Source organism: Lutibaculum baratangense AMV1, from assembly GCF_000496075.1.
Lineage (GTDB): Bacteria > Pseudomonadota > Alphaproteobacteria > Rhizobiales > Tepidamorphaceae > Lutibaculum > Lutibaculum baratangense.
The window spans coordinates 141,285-157,289 of record NZ_AWXZ01000007.1; the positions used below are offsets into that span (position 1 = coordinate 141,285).

Below are 16,005 nucleotides of genomic sequence, written 5' to 3' on the forward strand. Positions count from 1 at the left end.
GCTTGTCCGCACGCTGAGGCGGCCGCGGGGACTGGTCTGGCACCATCACCGACCAGTGGAGCGTTGAAACCCGTGGCGCCGCTGCTATCGTCCGGGGCAACGCATGAAACCCGGCAGAGGCAGCTTGAATGAACATCCGCGAAACGGTCCAGTCCCCGCAGATCGACCCGCAGAAGATCGACCGCCTCGCAGAGCTCGCCATCAGGGTGGGCCTGCGCCTCGAGCCGGGGCAGGACCTGCTCGTGACGGCCCCCGTCGCGGCTCTGCCCCTGGTGCGCCGAATAGCCGTCCACGCATATGAGGCGGGTGCCGGCCTCGTGACGCCGTTCCTGTCCGACGAGGAGATCGCCCTCGCCCGCTACCGCCACGCCAGGAACGAGAGCTTCGACCGGGCCCCCGCCTGGCTCTACGAGGGGATGGGGAAGGCGTTCGACGGCAACACGGCCCGTCTGGCGATCGTGGGCGAGGACCCGATGCTGCTGGCCGATCAGGACCCAGAGAAGGTGGGGCGAGCCGGCAAGGCCAACGCGATCGCCTACGGCCCGGCGCGGGATCGGATCACGGCCTTCTCCATCAACTGGAACATCGTCGCCTATCCCACCCCCGGCTGGGCCCGCCGCGTGTTTCCCGACCTCCCGGAGGACGAAGCGCTCGCGCGGCTGGCCGACGCGATCTTCAGCGCGTCCCGTGCCGACGGGCCCGACCCGCTTGCGGACTGGCAGCGGCACAATGGCGAGCTCCGCGCCCGCTCGGCCTGGCTGAACGAGCGGCGCTTCCATTCGCTGCACTACACGGGCCCCGGAACCGACCTCACGATCGGCCTCGCAGACGGGCACGAGTGGATGGGCGGCGAGTCCCGGGCACGCAACGGCATAACCTGCAACCCGAACATCCCGACCGAGGAGGTCTTCACCACGCCGCACGCCCACCGTGTCGAGGGCTTCGTCCGATCCACCAAGCCGCTGTCGCACCAAGGCAGCCTGATCGACGGGATCGAGGTGCGGTTCGAAGGCGGCCGCATCGTCTCCGCCAAGGCGTCACGGGGCGAAGCGGTGCTCCACAAGCTCCTCGACACCGACGAAGGCGCCCGGCGGCTCGGGGAGGTCGCCCTCGTCCCGCACAGCTCCCCGATCTCGCAGAGCAGGCTCCTCTTCTACAACACGCTCTTCGACGAGAACGCAGCCTGCCACATCGCGCTCGGCCAGTGCTACTCGAAGTGCTTCGTCGACGGAGAGACGCTCACCGACGACGAGATCATCGCGCGGGGCGGCAACCGAAGCTTCATCCACGTCGACTGGATGATCGGTTCGAACGAGCTGGACATCGACGGCGTGCACGCCGACGGAAGGCGTGAGGCAGTCTTCCGGAAGGGCGAGTGGACGTGAAGCGTGAGCCCCGCTTGCGCCTCCTGACGGGATGGCAGGTCTAGCTTCTTTCTACCGCTGCGTGGCTGGGAGCTTGAGGTCGAGCGTCATTTGCAGGACGCGTTGCAGATCCGGCACCGCTCCTGCCGACACGGCCATGGAAGCTGGCTCTGTCTTTAGAAGAAGCAACTCAGCGAGTTCAGAATCCCAATGACCCTCCCCGCCTATTCCGGTTCCTTTCGCTATCTGCCGCCGTCTCCGTTTCTCTTGCTCACATCACGTCAGGACAGGCGGAAGCCGGCGCCTCGTTCGCGCTTGACACGGGGAGCCGGGAGGTGCTGCACGCCCATCTGAGCGAGCAGCGATGGCCGCCGGCGTCACTGACGAAGCTGATGACGACCTACCTGGCGCTGCAGGCGATCGAAAGCGGCCGGTTGACGCCGCAGTCGCCGGTCCGGATGTCGGCGCGGGCGAACGCACAGCCCTTCAACACGATGAACTACTCCGAAGGCCACCAGATCCCGCTCGACACCGCGCTGCGGCTCCTGCTCGTGAAATCCGCCAACGATGTCGCGGTCGCCGTGGCCGAAACGGTGGGCGGGTCGTTCGATGCATTCGTGGCCGACATGAACGCGACCGCGGCGCGGATCGGCATGACGGAGACACAGTTCGCGAACCCCAACGGGCTTCACGAGGCGCGCCACTATTCCACGGCACGGGACATGGGCGTGCTGGCCATGGCGATCTGGACGGATTTCCCGCAATACGGACCACTCTTCAGCCTCCCGAGCCTCACGCTCGAAGGCCAGACCATGAAGAACTTCAACCCTCTTCTCGACGGCTTTCCCGGCGCGGACGGCATGAAGACCGGGTATGTCTGCGAGTCCGGCTACAACCTCGTGGGGAGCGCCGTGCGGGATGGTCGGCGGGTCGTCACCGTCGTGCTGGGCGCGACCAGCGAGGCGGAGCGCGCCGAGGTGGCGCAAGCACTCACGGCTGAGGCACTTGGAGCACGGCCCGCCCAGCCTGTCGGGGCGCAGAGCGTGCAGCCGGATCCGGTCAACCTGCGGCCCTATGTCTGTGGCGGTCAGGTCATGCCGGGCGCGTTGTCGGGCTTCTGACCCGGACGCCGGGAACTGCGCGACGCGCCACGGCCGCTGGTGGCACGGCCAGTGCCACGCCACCGGCGCCAGGCGCGCGCCTTACGCCGCCCGCGAGCAGACGAAGCGCGCCGTCCGCACGTCCAGATCATACTGCGTCGCAAGGTCCGGCGCGGCGCGAGCCAGCGCGTCGACGCATTCTATGATCGCATCGGCTTCGGTGTCGTCGAGGAGATAGCTGAGGTTCAGGCGGGCCCAGCCCGGCTTCTCGATCTCGCGACCGCGACGGATCGCTTCCAGGAGTTCGGCGGACGCCGTCTCGTCGATACCGAGGAGCCTGTGCGCGTAGGGTCCCGCGCAGGCACAGCCGCCGCGGGCCTGGATGCCGTGGCGATCGCTCAACATGCGCGTGAAGAGCTGATGGTGGATGTACCCGCCCTGCCCGTCCCGCACGCGGAACGAGAAGATCGGCAGGGACGGCGCGTCGGGGGAGCCCAGCAGCTCGATGCGCTCATTCCGCCGCCACACCCGAAGCGCCCTTGCCCGCAGCTCCGCGTTGCGGGTATCGAGGAAGCGCTGCCCCAGGGCTTCCTTCACGAGTAGGACGAGTGCCGCACGGATGTCGCCGACGACGTTCGGCGTTCCCGCCTCCTCCCGGGCGGACACTTTCGAGGAATACTCGTGTGCCCAAGGGGAGACGAAGGTGACGGATCCACCTCCCGGCGCCGTCGGTTGCGCGCGCCGTACGATATCGTCGCGCAGCACCATGATGCCGGAGGCTCCCGGCCCCCCCGGAAACTTGTGCGGAGAGAAGACGATCGCATCCTTGGCCGCACCGCCACCGGCGCCCATGTCCATGGGCAGGTACGGCGCCCCACCGGCGTAGTCCCACACTGCGAGGGCACCGTGGGCCTTGAGGCATCGGGTCGCGGCGTCCACGTCGGTGACGATGCCCGTCACGTTCGACGCGGCGGAGAACGCGCCGACGACGAGCGCCGCCCCCTCGCTGCCCCGAAGCACCGCCTCGAGCTGTCCCAGATCGGGCCCGCCACCATCGGCCTCGGGCACCTCGACGACGCGGCCGCCGCTCTCGCGCCAGGGAAGGATGTTCGAGTGGTGCTCGTAGGGCCCGACGAGGATCACGACCTCCTCCCCGGCCGCCGTTCGCCGCTCGATGTCCAGAAGCCTGACGAGGCGGTTCAGGCCGGCGGTGGCGCCGGAGCCGCAGAAGAGGACGCTCGTGCCGGCGCCGGCGCCGGCGATCCGGCCGATCTCGCGCCTCGCCTCCTCGCGCAGCCGTGTGCAGAAGGCCCCGCAGTAGGAGGCTTCCGTGTGGCTGTTGGCGTAATAGGGAAGCACCGTCTCGAGGATGTAGGCCTCGATTTGGCGGAGCGCGCGGCCGGAGGCCACGTAATCGGCGTAGATCAGCGGTTTGGGGCCGAACGGTCCCTCGATGACCGCGCCGTCACCGATCAGTCCGCGTTTGAGCTCGTGCGCCAGGTCGGGGCGCCGAAGCTCGTCCTTGAAGATCTCCAACATGTCTCACCTGCCCTGGCGACATCGGCTCCGCCGCATCGAACGCTGAGATTGACACATCGCAACGGTGTCAGAACCACCAAATTGGTTGCCTCACTCGGCGATCTCCGATCATATGATCGAATGAGGAAGGAATTACCGGATCATCTCGACGCGCGCATACTGAGGGAGCTGCAGCTCGATTCGGCGCTGTCACAGCGCGATCTGGCGGCACGCGTGGGTCTGTCGCAGAACGCCTGCTGGCGCCGGCTCAAGGCTCTCGAGGATGCAGGCGTCATCCGGGGCCGCACGGTCAGGCTCGACCGCACGAAGCTCGGCCTCGGCCTGGTGGTTTTCGCGATGGTCAGGACGCGGCACCATTCCGCCGCCTGGCTGAAGACGTTCCGCACCCACGTCTCGACCATACCCGATGTCGTCGACTTTTTCCGGATCGGCGGCGACTACGACTACATGCTGAAGATCGTGACTACCGACATGGCGAGCTATGACGGCGTCTATCAACGCCTCATCGGTGCGGTGGAGCTCGAATCCGTCACCTCCTACTTCGCGATGGAGGCGATCGAGGAGGAACGGCCGATACCGGTGTGACACCTCCCGACGGGCAAAAGAAAAGGCCGGCCACCGCAGCGGTGGCCGGCCTTTCGATACCCAGGTGGTGCCGCGCCTCAGCGCGAATAGAACTCGATGACGAGATTCGGCTCCATGATCACCGCGTACGGCACGTCGGCGAGGCCCGGGGCGCGCACGAAGGTCGCGGTCATCTTGTGGTGGTCGACCTCGACGTAGTCCGGCACGTCGCGCTCGGCGAGCTGCGTCGCCTCGATGACGATGGCGAGCTGCTTGGAAGCCTCCTTCACCTCGATCACGTCGCCCGGCTTCACGCGGTAGCTCGGGATGTTCACGCGCTTCCCGTTGACCTTCACGTGGCCGTGGCTGATGAACTGGCGGGCGGCGAACGGCGTCGGGACGAACTTCGCACGGAAGACGACGGCGTCGAGACGACGCTCGAGAAGGCCGATCAGGTTCTCGGAGGTGTCGCCCTTCAGGCGGTTCGCCTCCTCGTAGATCTTGCGGAACTGCTTCTCGGTGATGTTGCCGTAGTAGCCCTTCAGCTTCTGCTTCGCGCGAAGCTGCTGGCCGTAGTCGGAGACCTTGCCGCGGCGGCGCTGTCCGTGCTCGCCGGGGCCGTATTCGCGACGGTTCACGGGGCTCTTCGGACGGCCCCAGATGTTCTCGCCGAGACGGCGGTCGATCTTGTACTTCGCTTCGATGCGCTTGCTCAACGCTCTCAACCTTTCAAGAAAACATGTCGTCCAAAATGAACCGCTTCTCCTCTGCCGCCCGCGAAGGGGCAGCCGACAGGCGGCGACCGGAGCCACCGCCACGCAAGCGGAAAAAAGGCGCGGCCCCAACGGCCCGCGCCGATACGCGCTAGATAGACGCCGCGCGCCCCGTTTGTCAAACGCCGAGGGTCCCCCGGAGATCGGCCAAAGCTGCCTCCGGCAGGCTTCTGGGCCAGTCCGGCATCTGTGTGCGGAACCACGTGAACTGCCGCTTCGCGTAGCGACGCGTGTCCATCCGGATCTTCTCGACCGTGTCGTCGTATCCCGCCTCCCCGGCGACATAGGCGAGGAGCGCGCGAAGCCCGTGCGCCCGGTAGGACGGCAGCTCCGGATCGAGGTCCATGGCCTCAACGGTTTTCGCCTCCTCGATCGCCCCGCCCTCGAGCATCGCCTTGGTGCGCCTCGATATGCGGTCGAGAAGCCACGCGCGGTCCGGCCAGAGGACCAGCCGAATGGCCTCGTCTGGCCGGACGAGAGGTGGCAGCGGGGGATCGGCCTGCCAGGAGGAGAGCGGCCGGCCGGTGGCCTCCAGCACCTCGAGCGCGCGCAGTATGCGCTGGGGATCGCTCAGCGGGATCCGCGCGGCCGAAACGGGGTCACGCACCGAAAGCTCCGCGTGAAGCGCGGGAGCCCCCTCGATTTCCAACCTGTCTCGAACAGCCCGTCTCACCTCTTCGCCAACGGCGGGGATCTCCGCCATTCCTTGCGTCAAGGCACGGAAGTAGAGCCCGGTGCCGCCGACGAGGATCGGCCTTCGTCCCGCTTCGTTCACGCCACGCAAGGCGTCCGCGACATCCCCGAGCCATCGCCCGCTCGAATACGGGTCACGCACAGGCACGTGCCCGTAGAGCACATGCGGCACCCGCGCCTCGTCTTCGGGCGACGGTCTCGCCGTGAGGACGCGCAGCTCCGCATAGACCTGCATGGAGTCCGCGTTTATCACGGTGCCGTCCAGCCTCTCGGCGAGTTCCACCGCGAGCGCCGATTTCCCGCTGGCCGTGGGGCCGGCGATGAGGATGGGCCTCGTCCTGTCGTTCCACTCGAATTTCACGAGGTCGCTTCGTCCGTCATGCCTTCCGTCATCGTTCTGACAGGGAATCCCGCCGAAGCCGCGCTCGACAGCTCTATAGTCGATCGCCTCGCCCGTGACATCGGCATCGGGGCTCGGCGCTGGCTCATGCCGCGCGTCGCCGCGGAGTTCGCCGTCGACGATGGCACCGGCAGCCTCGAAGAGGCGCGGGCCGCCGTTGCCGACCTGCCCATCGACGCAAACCTGATACCGGCGGAGGGGCGACGCAAGCGCCTTCTGCTCGCCGACATGGACTCCACGATCATCGGCCAGGAGTGCATCGACGAGCTGGCAGACCTGGTTGGCATCAAGACCGAGATAGCCGGCATAACGGAGCGCGCCATGCGCGGCGAGATCGAGTTCGAGCCCGCCCTCCGGGAGCGGGTCGCTCTCCTCAAAGGCCTCGACCTGCGGCGGATCGGCGAGCTTCTGGGCGAACGCATAAGCCTCAATCCCGGCGCGCGGACCCTCGTGACCACGATGCGCAAGGCCGGCGCCTACACGGCCCTCGTCTCCGGCGGGTTCACGCACTTCACGAGCGTGATCGCGGACCGGGCGGGCTTCGACGAGAACTCCGCGAACCGCCTGCTGATCGAGGGAGAATTCCTGACGGGTGTCGTGGAAGAGCCGATTCTCGGCCGCGCCGCAAAGCGCGAGCGTCTGGAGGCCCTGCTGCGAGAGCGCTCCCTCAGGTCGGACGCGGCCATCGTCGTCGGTGACGGCGCGAACGATCTCGACATGATCCGCGCGGCGGGCCTCGGGGTCGCCTACCACGCGAAGCCCGCGGTCGCCGCGGCGGCGCATGCCCGGATCGACCATGGTGACCTCACGGCACTGCTCTTCCTTCAGGGCTATTCGCAGGACGAGTTCGCGGAGGGCTGAGCGTTCCTCCTCGAACGAAGAGGGCGGCCTTGCGGGCCGCCCTCCAGACCGGAAGCCGTGGCCCGGCTCACTCCGGAAGCGGCACCACGATGAACTGAAGGTCGCCGCCGGGCGCGGCGGTCAGGAGGAGAGCCGACTTCCGGCCCATCTCTCTCAGCCTCGCCACAGCGTCCTCGAATTGCTGCGGCGTGCGCACGCGCTCCTGAGAAACCTCCGAGATGACGAAGCCGGTCTCGATGCCCTTGTCTTCGGCAGGGCCGCCCTCGACGACCTCCAGGACGACCACGCCCTCGAGGCCATCGTCGATCCCGAACTCGCTTCGGCGTTCCGGCGTCAGCTCTCCGAGCCTCAGGCCGAGGGACGTGATGCCCTGATCCACCGCAGCCGGCTCCTCGGCCTCCGGCTCAGACTCAGAGGGCACCCGGGCCTCGGTCGCTTCTTCGAGGCGGCCCACCACGACCGACAGAACCTGCTCCTCGCCATCGCGCAACACGACGACGTCGACGGTCTCTCCAATCGCCGTGTCCGCGACGATGCGCGGAAGCTGACGCATCTCCGAAACGTCTCGGCCATCGAAGGACAAGACGACGTCGCCGGTCTGCATGCCCGCCTCCTCGGCAGGACCACCCTCCGTGACGCCGGCGATCAGAGCCCCGCGCGCACGGTCCATACCGAGGCTTTCGGCGATCTCCGGCGTCACCGTCTGGATCCGGACACCGAGCCAGCCCCGACGCGTCTCGCCGAACTCGACGAGCTGATTGATCACGCTACTCGCAAGGTTCGAGGGAACGGCGAAGCCGATGCCGATCGAACCGCCCGAGGGCGAGATGATCGCCGTGTTGATGCCGACGACCTCACCCTTCATGTTGAAGAGAGGTCCGCCCGAATTGCCGCGGTTGATGGCGGCGTCGGTCTGGATAAACGAATCGTAGGGTCCGGCCTGGATATCGCGCTTCTGCGCCGAGACGATGCCGGCCGTGACGGTCCCGCCGAGGCCGAAGGGGTTGCCGATGGCGACGACCCAGTCTCCCACCCGAAGCGTGTCGGAATCGCCGAAGTGGACCGCCTTGAGCGGAGTGGCCGGCTCGACCCGCAGCACCGCCATGTCGGTCTTTTCGTCGATGCCGACGAGTTCGGCCGGAAGCTCGGTGCCATCGTTGAAGTTGACGATGATCTCGTCGGCGTCGGCGATCACGTGGCTGTTCGTGACGATGATGCCGCTCTCGTCGATGACGAAGCCCGATCCGAGCGAATTGACGCGCCGGGGGCGGTTGAGCCCGGGCCTCTGATTGTTGAAGAACTCCTCGAAGAACTCCCGGAACGGCGAACCTTCTGGGAGATCCGGCATCTCGAGCCGCTCGGACGCCCCCACGTCCTGGGAGGTCGACACGTTCACGACCGCGTCGACCAGTTGTTCCGCCAGATCGGCGAAGCTCGTCGGTGCGCCCGGAAGGGGCACCACGTTCGTCTCGGGCGTGGCTTCCCCGATCTGTTCGGCTCCCGGCGCCTCCTCGGCAGGCGCCGTCGGGGTCTGCGCCGCGGCGGGGCCTGCCAGAACGAGACCGCAGCCCAAGGCGAAAGCGAGCCCAACGCGCCCCCCCCAGCCTCTCAGTACGTCAGAGCGCGAAGACATGACTGCTCTCCCATTCGTGATATGAGCCGCCGCTGCACGGCAGTTGCGGCACACTCTACCGCAACGGCTCCCGCCTCAACCCCGAACGAGCCACACTATGACGAGCCCGACGGCGGCCAGTGCGAGACCGCCGGCGCGTAGCACCGCTTCCGGAAGCTCGAGGATCGAGACTATCATTCTCTTCATGGGGCCGGGAAAGCCCGCATAAACGATGCCCTCGATCACGAGCGCGAGACCGAGGGCAGCAAGTAGGTCGCTCATTGAGCCGGAACGGTGAAGGTCTGGCTTTCACCTTCGCCGGGGGACGGAGGATCCCCCGGCTCCGTATCGGTCGGTGCAGGGGCGCCTGCGCCGCCCGTCGCGCCTGTCTCGGCAGGCACCTGCGCTTCGGGCTCGCCGGCATCGTCGGCGGGCGCAGCCGACGGCTCCTCGGTGGCAGGAGTGTCGCCGGTTGCGCCTTCTTCCGTCTCCGCGCCCGTCGCTGCCTCGCCAGTCGCGGTTGCGTCGCCCGGCTCCGGAACGCCCTGTGCGTTGACGAAGTAGCGGAAGAAGTCCGAGTCCGGCCGCATGATGAAGCGCGTCGTCTCGCCCCTCAGCCCGTTGTCGTATGCCTGCATCGAGCGGTAGAAGTCGAAGAAGCCGGGATCGCGCGTGTAGGCATTCGCGAAGATCTGGTTTCTCAGGGCGTCGCCCTCACCTCGGATCTGTTCCGACGACCTCTGGGCCTCGGCAACCAGAATGGTCGACTCGCGATCGGCCCGCGACCGGATGCGGCGCGCCTGCTCCTCGCCCTCGGCGCGGATCTGCGACGCTTCCTGCTCGCGCTCCGTCTGCATCCGGCGGTAGATCGCCTCGGAGTTCGCCTGCGGCAGATCCGCTCGGCGGATGCGTACGTCAACGACATCGATGCCGAAGTTCTGCGCCTCACGATTCACCTGAGCCGTGATGTCGCGCATCAGTGCGTCGCGCTGGTCTCGCACCACGGCGAAGAACGTCTGCTCGCCGAGGACCCGGCGCAGTGCGGAGTTGAGGATGGTCGCGAGGCGAGCCTCGGCCGCATCGACGGTGCCGACGGCCTGGTAGAAGCGAAGCGGGTCGGCGATGCGGAAGCGGGCGAACGCGTCCACCACCAGGCGCTTCTGGTCCGACGCGATCAGCTCCTGGACCGGGGAATCCAGGTCGAGAATGCGGTCGTCGAGATAGAAGATGTTGTCGGCGATCGGCACCTTCCAGTGGAGCCCCGGCTCCTGGATGACGCGCCGCGGGTCGCCGAAGCGGAGGATGAGGGCCTGCTGCGCCTCGTTCACGGTGAAGGCGGCGCTATAGAGCGCGTAGAGGCCGACCGCAAGTACGAGCAGGAAGCCGGCGCCAAGGGTTCTGATCACTGGTTGCCTCCCACAACGGCGCGAGTGCTGGCGCTCGTGTTCGTGTTCGAGCTCGGCCGCGTGCCGCCCTGCAGCGGTTCGAGCGGCAGGTAGGGGACGACGCCGTTCCCGCTCTCGGCGCCCTGGTCCATGATGACCTTGTCGGAGCTGCCGAGCACGCGCTCCATGGTCTCGAGGAACATGCGGCGCCGCGTCACGGACGGAGCCTGCTCGTACTCGTTGAGGATCGCCTCGAACCGGTCGGCCTGACCCTGGGCTTCCGCCACCGTCTGCTCGCGATAGGCTTCCGCCTGCTCGGTGATCTGGGCAGACCGGCCACGCGCCTCCGGCACCACGCGGTTCGCATAGGACTGCGCCTCGTTGCGCAGGCGCTCCTGGTCGGCCCGCGCCGCCTGCACGTCACGGAACGCATCGATGACGGCCGCCGGAGGATCGACCTTCTGGAGCTGGACGCGCGTCACGCGAATGCCCGACTCGTAGCTGTCGAGGGTCTGCTGCATCAGGTCGAAGACCGCCTGCTCCGTCACCGCACGCGCCTGAGTGAGAACCGGCTGAAGCTGGCTGCGGCCGATCACCTCACGCATGGCGCTCTCCGCCACGGCCTTCACGGTGCCTTCCGGGTTCTGGATGTTGAAGAGGTAGTTGCCGGCGTTCGAGATGACCCAGAAGATCGAGAAGTCCACGTCGACGATGTTCTCATCGCCCGTGAGGATCAGGCTCTCTTCGGGGACGTCCCGAGCCTCGCCTCCCGGGCCCATGCGCATGCCGATGTCGATCTGGTTCTCGCGGGTGACCTTGGGCGTGAGCGCCGTCTCGATCGGCCACGGCAGGTGGTAGTTCAGCCCGGGATTGGTCTGGTCGACATATTTGCCGAACCGCAGCACGACACCCTGCTCGTCCGCCTCGACCCTGTAGAAGCCGCTCGCGGCCCAGACCGCCAGCAGCACCAACACGATGAGGATCAGGCCGCGGCCGCCGAGCGAGCCGCCTGGCAGCGCGTTGCGCAGCCGGTCCTGGCTACGCCGCAGGATCTCCTCGAGATCAGGCGGCTGCTGACTGCCGCCGCCACCGCCGCCCGGTCCGGATGGAGGTGCTCCCCATGGGCCGCCGCCACCGCCGCGCCAGCCACCGCCGCTCTGGTTGTTCCAGGGCATGACAATTCCTTGTCTGTTGGTCGGCGGCTTGCCCCTCCGCCGATGATCGTAGGTGGCATATACGCGAGCGCACCTTCGGTTTCAACGCGTTGCGCCGGGCTCCGAGAGTGGTTGGTGAACACAAAGTCGCGGGCGGCGGCTCCCCCGGAGGGGGTGCCCGCGGAGGTCGGGCACCTGACGCTCGCGGCGGGGGCCGACAAACTCGGGGCGCGGGCGGAACTGGCGAATTCCGCTGGACATTCACCCGCCGAGTCCGCTTTCGCAGGAGTTTCATGCCATGAGCAGCGACGAGAACGTGCGTCCGCCCCAGGCCCAGGACCGGCAGCCGGGCCGGGAGCACGAGATGGTACCCCGCCCGGACTATATGCCGCGCTATCCGGGCGGCGGCCGCCTGAAGGACAAGGTCGCCATCGTCACCGGCGGCGACTCCGGTATCGGCCGCGCGGTCGCGGTCCTGTTCGCCCGAGAGGGTGCGAAACTCACCATCGTCTATCGCGAGGAGGACGAGGACGCGGAGGAGACGGCGCGCCACGTTCGAGCCGAGGGGGGTCAGGTGCACCTCGTCGAAGGCGACGTCGGCACCAAGAGCTTCTGCGAGAACGTCGTACAGCAGACCATCGACCGCTACGGGCAGATCGACGTGCTGGTGAACAACGCTGCGGAGCAGCACGAAGCAGATGACGTCACCGAGATAACAGAGGACCAGGTGGAGCGGACGTTCCGCACGAACATCTACGGCTACATCTTCATGACGCAAGCCGCGCTGAGGCACATGCAGGCGGGCGCGGCGATCGTCAACTCGACGTCGATCACCGCCTATCGCGGGTCGGGACACCTCGTCGACTACGCCGCGACGAAGGGTGCCATCGTCGCGCTCACACGCTCCGTCGCCTCGCAGCAGGCGAAGAACGGCATCCGCGTCAACGGCGTCGCACCCGGGCCGATCTGGACCCCGCTCATCCCGGCGAGCTTCGAGCCGGAGCGCGTCGCGAAGTTCGGCGCCAACCAGCCGCTCGGTCGCGCGGGGCAGCCGAACGAGGTGGCCCCCAGCTACCTCTTCCTCGCCTGCAAGGACGGCTCCTACATGACGGGCCAGGTCCTTCACCCGAACGGCGGCGAGATCGTCGGCGGCTGATGGCTTGGCGCCGTCACCGCCGTTCGTAGGTGAGGAAGGTCACCGCGGCCGTGTCCGTCTCGCCCTTGACCGGACCGCGCCGCGCGACCTCCCTCCAGGAGGCCTCGTCGATCATCGGGAAGAAGGTATCGCCTTCGGGCGCGACCGCGACGCGGGTGATCTCGAGCCGATCGGCGAGGTCGATCGTCTGGGCGTAGATCTGGCCGCCACCGATCACGGCAATCATCCGCGCGCCTCGGCCGCGTCCGGCCTGCCCGGCGAGCCGCAGCCCCTCCTCCAGGGTCGACGCCCGCTCGATACCCTCCACGGGCCCGAGGGTCGGCCCGCTCACGACGACGTTGACGCGCCCGGACAGCGGCTTGCCGATGGACAGGAACGTCTTGCGACCCATGACGACGGGCTGCCCCATCGTCAGGTCCTTGAAGTGCCGAAGGTCGGACGGCAGCCGCCAGGGCATGTCGCCCTGGGCCCCGATCACGCCGTTCTCGCCGACCGCGGCCACGAGCACGATCGGCAGCCCCAGTCCCCCCGCGAGTCCTTCCGTCATCACACCGCCACCGGCGCCTTGATGTGCGGGTGCGGCTCGTAGCCCTCGAGCCTGAAGTCCTCGTAGGCGAAGCCGAAGATATCCGTCACCTCGGGATTGATTCGCATGTTCGGCAGCGGGCGCGGCGCGCGAGACAGCTGCTCGCGGGCCTGCTCCAGGTGGTTCATGTAGAGATGGGCGTCGCCAAGCGTGTGGACGAAGTCACCGGGCTTCAGGCCCGTCGCCTGCGCCATCATCATCGTCAGGAGCGCGTAGGACGCGATGTTGAACGGCACGCCCAGGAACACGTCCGCCGAGCGCTGGTAGAGCTGGCACGAGAGCCTGCCGTCTCCGACCCAGAACTGGAAGAGGCAGTGGCACGGCGGCAGGGCCGCGCTTCCGACCTCGGCGGGGTTCCAGGCCGAGACGACGAGGCGGCGCGAATCGGGGTTCGTGCGAATGGCGTCCACCACCTGCGAGATCTGATCGATGGAGCGGCCGTCCGGCGCCGGCCACGACCGCCACTGCCGTCCATAGACGGGCCCGAGCTCTCCCTTTTCATCGGCCCACTCATCCCAGATCGAGACGCCGTGCTCCTTGAGGTAGCGGATGTTGGTGTCGCCCCTCAGGAACCAGAGGAGTTCGTGGACGATCGACTTCAGGTGAAGCTTCTTGGTCGTCAGGAGCGGAAACCCGTCCCCGAGGTCGAACCGCATCTGGTGGCCGAACACGCTGAGCGTCCCGGTTCCCGTCCGGTCGCCCTTCGCAATCCCCTCGTCGAGGATGCGGCGCAGGAGATCCTGGTAGGTCTTCATCTCGGTATCCCGTGTTCGCCCCGTGGGCGAACCATACCGGGTTGTGGCCGTCACCCCAATCGGCCGAGTCCGGATCTGCTGGGGATTTCGCGCCTCGGGGCCCGCGAGCGCGCGCAGACGCACATTCTTGCCCGAAGTGCATGACGCACCGCTTCAAATCCGCTCGCCGGCCCCCTATATTGGGTGCGTCGGCGACGGCCGACTATGGCGATACAGGACCGTCGTAATAAGCCCATCGGACCCGGGGGCAGTACCCGGCGCCTCCACCCGAACCGATCCCTCGATGGTCGGCTCCGGCGGGGGCGAAACAGGATCGACGAGGGTGTAAAGGACGGATCTTCGCCCGGCATGGTACCACCGTCATCGGACCAAAAATGTAGTTGCGAATGACAACTATGCTCCGGTGGCTCAGGCTGCGTAACGCAGCTTGAAATACCGATCCAAGTCCTGACGGGTTGCACCGTCGGGCGGGGTTCGGAGGCACCTGGCAACAGAAGCCTCCACTTTCGCTTTTCAGAGGGTGCCTCCCGCCGGAGAAGCCCCCTTCAGATGCCGCACCGAGAGACAGATCCAGCTTCACATGGCCCAGGACCTTATTCGTTACGACCTTCTGGCTCAGGATGCCCTCCGCGGCGTCGTTCGGACGGTCCTGGCGGATGCTGCGCGCAGCGGCCTTCCGGGTGAGCATCACTTCTTCATCGCCTTCGAGACGAACGCCCCCGGCGTGCGCGTTTCCAACCGGCTGCGCGAGCAGTACCCTGAGGAGATGACGGTCGTCCTGCAGCACCAGTACTGGGACCTCGAGGTCACCGAGACAGGGTTCACCGTCAGCCTGTCTTTCAACGGCGTGCCCGAGAAGCTCGTCGTGCCGTTCGCCGCGATCAAGGGCTTCTTCGACCCGAGCGTCCAGTTCGGGCTTCAGTTCGAGCCTGTGACGCAGGAGCAGGAGGAGGGCGAGGCGGAACAGCAGCCGACCTCCGGCGTCGCGGAGTTCGAGGCGGCGGAGGCCGGAGAGACCGTGGACGCGGACGCCCCCTCTCCCGAAGGTGAGGAGAGCGAGGCGGACAAGTCTGCCGAGGTCGTGTCTCTCGACGCGTTCCGCAAGAAGAGCTGACGGCGGCGCCCCCCCTTCGCTCTTGCGAACTGGCCCGGCTGCCTTCCCTCAGCCGGCGAACCTGCCCTTCCTTGCGATGTCGATGTCCGAGAGATATCCGAGGATCGGATCCGACCTGTCGCCCGTGCGCGTGACGAAGGCGTCGCGCACCGTGCGCGGAGCCGCCCTGCTCTGCTCCTCCATCTTCCGGCGCGCCGATGCGAGCGTCTCCTCCGGCCGTACGTAGATCGCGGAGACGTCGAGCAACTTCCTGATTCCGTCGTTGTCGTGCAGGTCCTTGAACGTGAGCTGATCCTGGGTCTTGCCCAGGGTCGGCGGCGGATTGACGAGGAACTCCATCACCGCCGCATCCTGCAGCACCCCGATCCCCCGTCCGGCAGTGTCCACGATGATCACGCGGCTCAACCCGCGTTCGATGAATCTCGGCAATATCTCGGTCTTGAGGAGACGAGCTTCATCATCTCCGGCCGTGACCACCGTCAGCTGCGCGCGCTTCGTCATCGTCTCCTCCGCCGTCACGACCTCGAGATCGATCGGAGTGATCTGGTTGAGCAAGGCCCGCGTGTTCTCCGTCGCGGCATCGAAATTGTCGCGCGCGAAGTAGAAGGCGATGACGGCCCCCACCCAGGCCCCGAACAGCGGAATGATCGCCCCGATGAAGCGGTCGATATAGCCGAGCGCGAGTTGGCCGTTGGTGTCCTGCAGCTTCCCTCCAAGGGCCAAGACCACGACGGCCAGCACGAGTGCCCCGCCGGACAAGCCGATGACCCAGAAGGCGCCCTTGATCATGCGCTCGCCGATCAGGTGCCGCTGCTCTGCTGTGGATCTCTGCTCCGGCGAGACCGCCGTCCTCCCGCTTGGACGCCATGACATCCCAAGCCTCCCCCTCTGCGTCGCAGAATACAACCTATAGTTGCTTCAGCGAAAGCGCACTGGCAAGAGGAATGTG

At 67.2% G+C, this 16,005-nt stretch carries 16 protein-coding genes and 1 other RNA gene; 7 read left to right on the forward strand and 10 right to left on the reverse strand.

What is annotated here, in order from left to right; genetic code table 11:
• Positions 1-128: 128 nt before the first annotated feature.
• A complete protein-coding gene (locus N177_RS01370; RefSeq protein WP_023430426.1) occupies positions 129-1,385 on the forward strand; it encodes an aminopeptidase in 1,257 nt (418 codons plus the stop codon).
• A gap of 254 nt (positions 1,386-1,639) precedes the next feature.
• Positions 1,640-2,485 carry a D-alanyl-D-alanine carboxypeptidase family protein gene (locus N177_RS01375; protein ID WP_280113373.1) on the forward strand — a complete coding sequence of 282 codons (846 nt, stop codon included), beginning with the start codon at positions 1,640-1,642 and terminating at the stop codon, positions 2,483-2,485.
• 81 nt (positions 2,486-2,566) lie between these two features.
• On the opposite strand, the gene N177_RS01380 is transcribed toward N177_RS01375, so the two are convergent.
• Positions 2,567-4,003 (reverse strand): aminotransferase class V-fold PLP-dependent enzyme, encoded by a 1,437-nt coding sequence (locus N177_RS01380; protein WP_040484925.1) that lies wholly within the window; start codon positions 4,001-4,003, stop codon positions 2,567-2,569.
• 120 nt (positions 4,004-4,123) lie between these two features.
• Here N177_RS01380 and N177_RS01385 point away from each other — a divergent pair, with 120 nt between their 5' ends.
• A complete protein-coding gene (locus N177_RS01385; RefSeq protein WP_023430429.1) occupies positions 4,124-4,588 on the forward strand; it encodes an Lrp/AsnC family transcriptional regulator in 465 nt (154 codons plus the stop codon).
• Positions 4,589-4,665: 77 nt separating this feature from the next.
• Here the strand turns inward: N177_RS01385 and rpsD are convergent, their stop codons facing one another.
• Positions 4,666-5,283 carry a 30S ribosomal protein S4 gene (rpsD, locus tag N177_RS01390; RefSeq protein WP_023430430.1) on the reverse strand — a complete coding sequence of 206 codons (618 nt, stop codon included), beginning with the start codon at positions 5,281-5,283 and terminating at the stop codon, positions 4,666-4,668.
• Between the two features lie 175 nt (positions 5,284-5,458).
• Complete coding sequence (gene miaA, locus N177_RS01395; RefSeq protein WP_023430431.1) at positions 5,459-6,394, reverse strand: tRNA (adenosine(37)-N6)-dimethylallyltransferase MiaA; 936 nt, start codon at positions 6,392-6,394, stop codon at positions 5,459-5,461.
• 18 nt (positions 6,395-6,412) lie between these two features.
• Between miaA and serB the strand changes: the two genes are divergently transcribed.
• On the forward strand, positions 6,413-7,294 hold the full coding sequence (gene serB, locus N177_RS01400; protein ID WP_023430432.1) for a phosphoserine phosphatase SerB: 882 nt from the start codon (positions 6,413-6,415) through the stop codon (positions 7,292-7,294).
• 67 nt (positions 7,295-7,361) lie between these two features.
• Here the strand turns inward: serB and N177_RS01405 are convergent, their stop codons facing one another.
• The 4 genes from N177_RS01405 to hflK all read right to left on the reverse strand — a co-directional run bounded on the left by N177_RS01405 (position 7,362) and on the right by hflK (position 11,466).
• Complete coding sequence (locus N177_RS01405; RefSeq protein ID WP_081718312.1) at positions 7,362-8,927, reverse strand: Do family serine endopeptidase; 1,566 nt, start codon at positions 8,925-8,927, stop codon at positions 7,362-7,364.
• 75 nt (positions 8,928-9,002) lie between these two features.
• The gene (locus tag N177_RS01410; RefSeq protein ID WP_023430434.1) at positions 9,003-9,188 is read right to left on the reverse strand and encodes a DUF2065 domain-containing protein; all 186 of its coding nucleotides are present in this window, start codon (positions 9,186-9,188) and stop codon (positions 9,003-9,005) included.
• On the reverse strand, positions 9,185-10,312 hold the full coding sequence (gene hflC / locus N177_RS01415; protein ID WP_023430435.1) for a protease modulator HflC: 1,128 nt from the start codon (positions 10,310-10,312) through the stop codon (positions 9,185-9,187). The genes N177_RS01410 and hflC overlap by 4 nt, the downstream gene beginning before the upstream one ends.
• Positions 10,309-11,466: an FtsH protease activity modulator HflK gene (hflK, locus tag N177_RS01420; protein WP_023430436.1), complete on the reverse strand. Its 1,158-nt coding sequence runs from the start codon at positions 11,464-11,466 to the stop codon at positions 10,309-10,311. The genes hflC and hflK overlap by 4 nt, the downstream gene beginning before the upstream one ends.
• A 277-nt stretch (positions 11,467-11,743) precedes the next feature.
• On the opposite strand from hflK, the gene N177_RS01425 reads away from it, so the two are divergent.
• On the forward strand, positions 11,744-12,601 hold the full coding sequence (locus tag N177_RS01425) for a glucose 1-dehydrogenase (protein ID WP_023430437.1): 858 nt from the start codon (positions 11,744-11,746) through the stop codon (positions 12,599-12,601).
• A 13-nt stretch (positions 12,602-12,614) separates the two neighbouring features.
• Here N177_RS01425 and N177_RS01430 read toward each other — a convergent pair whose 3' ends face one another.
• Positions 12,615-13,148, reverse strand: coding sequence for a dihydrofolate reductase (locus N177_RS01430; RefSeq protein WP_051402197.1), 534 nt, complete (start codon positions 13,146-13,148; stop codon positions 12,615-12,617).
• Positions 13,148-13,942, reverse strand: coding sequence for a thymidylate synthase (locus tag N177_RS01435; RefSeq protein WP_023430439.1), 795 nt, complete (start codon positions 13,940-13,942; stop codon positions 13,148-13,150). The genes N177_RS01430 and N177_RS01435 overlap by 1 nt, the downstream gene beginning before the upstream one ends.
• 148 nt (positions 13,943-14,090) lie before the next feature.
• On the opposite strand from N177_RS01435, the gene ssrA reads away from it, so the two are divergent.
• Positions 14,091-14,447, forward strand: a transfer-messenger RNA (tmRNA) gene (gene ssrA, locus N177_RS20845).
• A gap of 75 nt (positions 14,448-14,522) precedes the next feature.
• Complete coding sequence (locus N177_RS01440; protein WP_023430440.1) at positions 14,523-15,056, forward strand: SspB family protein; 534 nt, start codon at positions 14,523-14,525, stop codon at positions 15,054-15,056.
• A gap of 48 nt (positions 15,057-15,104) precedes the next feature.
• On the opposite strand, the gene N177_RS01445 is transcribed toward N177_RS01440, so the two are convergent.
• Complete coding sequence (locus tag N177_RS01445) at positions 15,105-15,929, reverse strand: CBS domain-containing protein (RefSeq protein ID WP_040484926.1); 825 nt, start codon at positions 15,927-15,929, stop codon at positions 15,105-15,107.
• Positions 15,930-16,005: the final 76 nt, after the last annotated feature.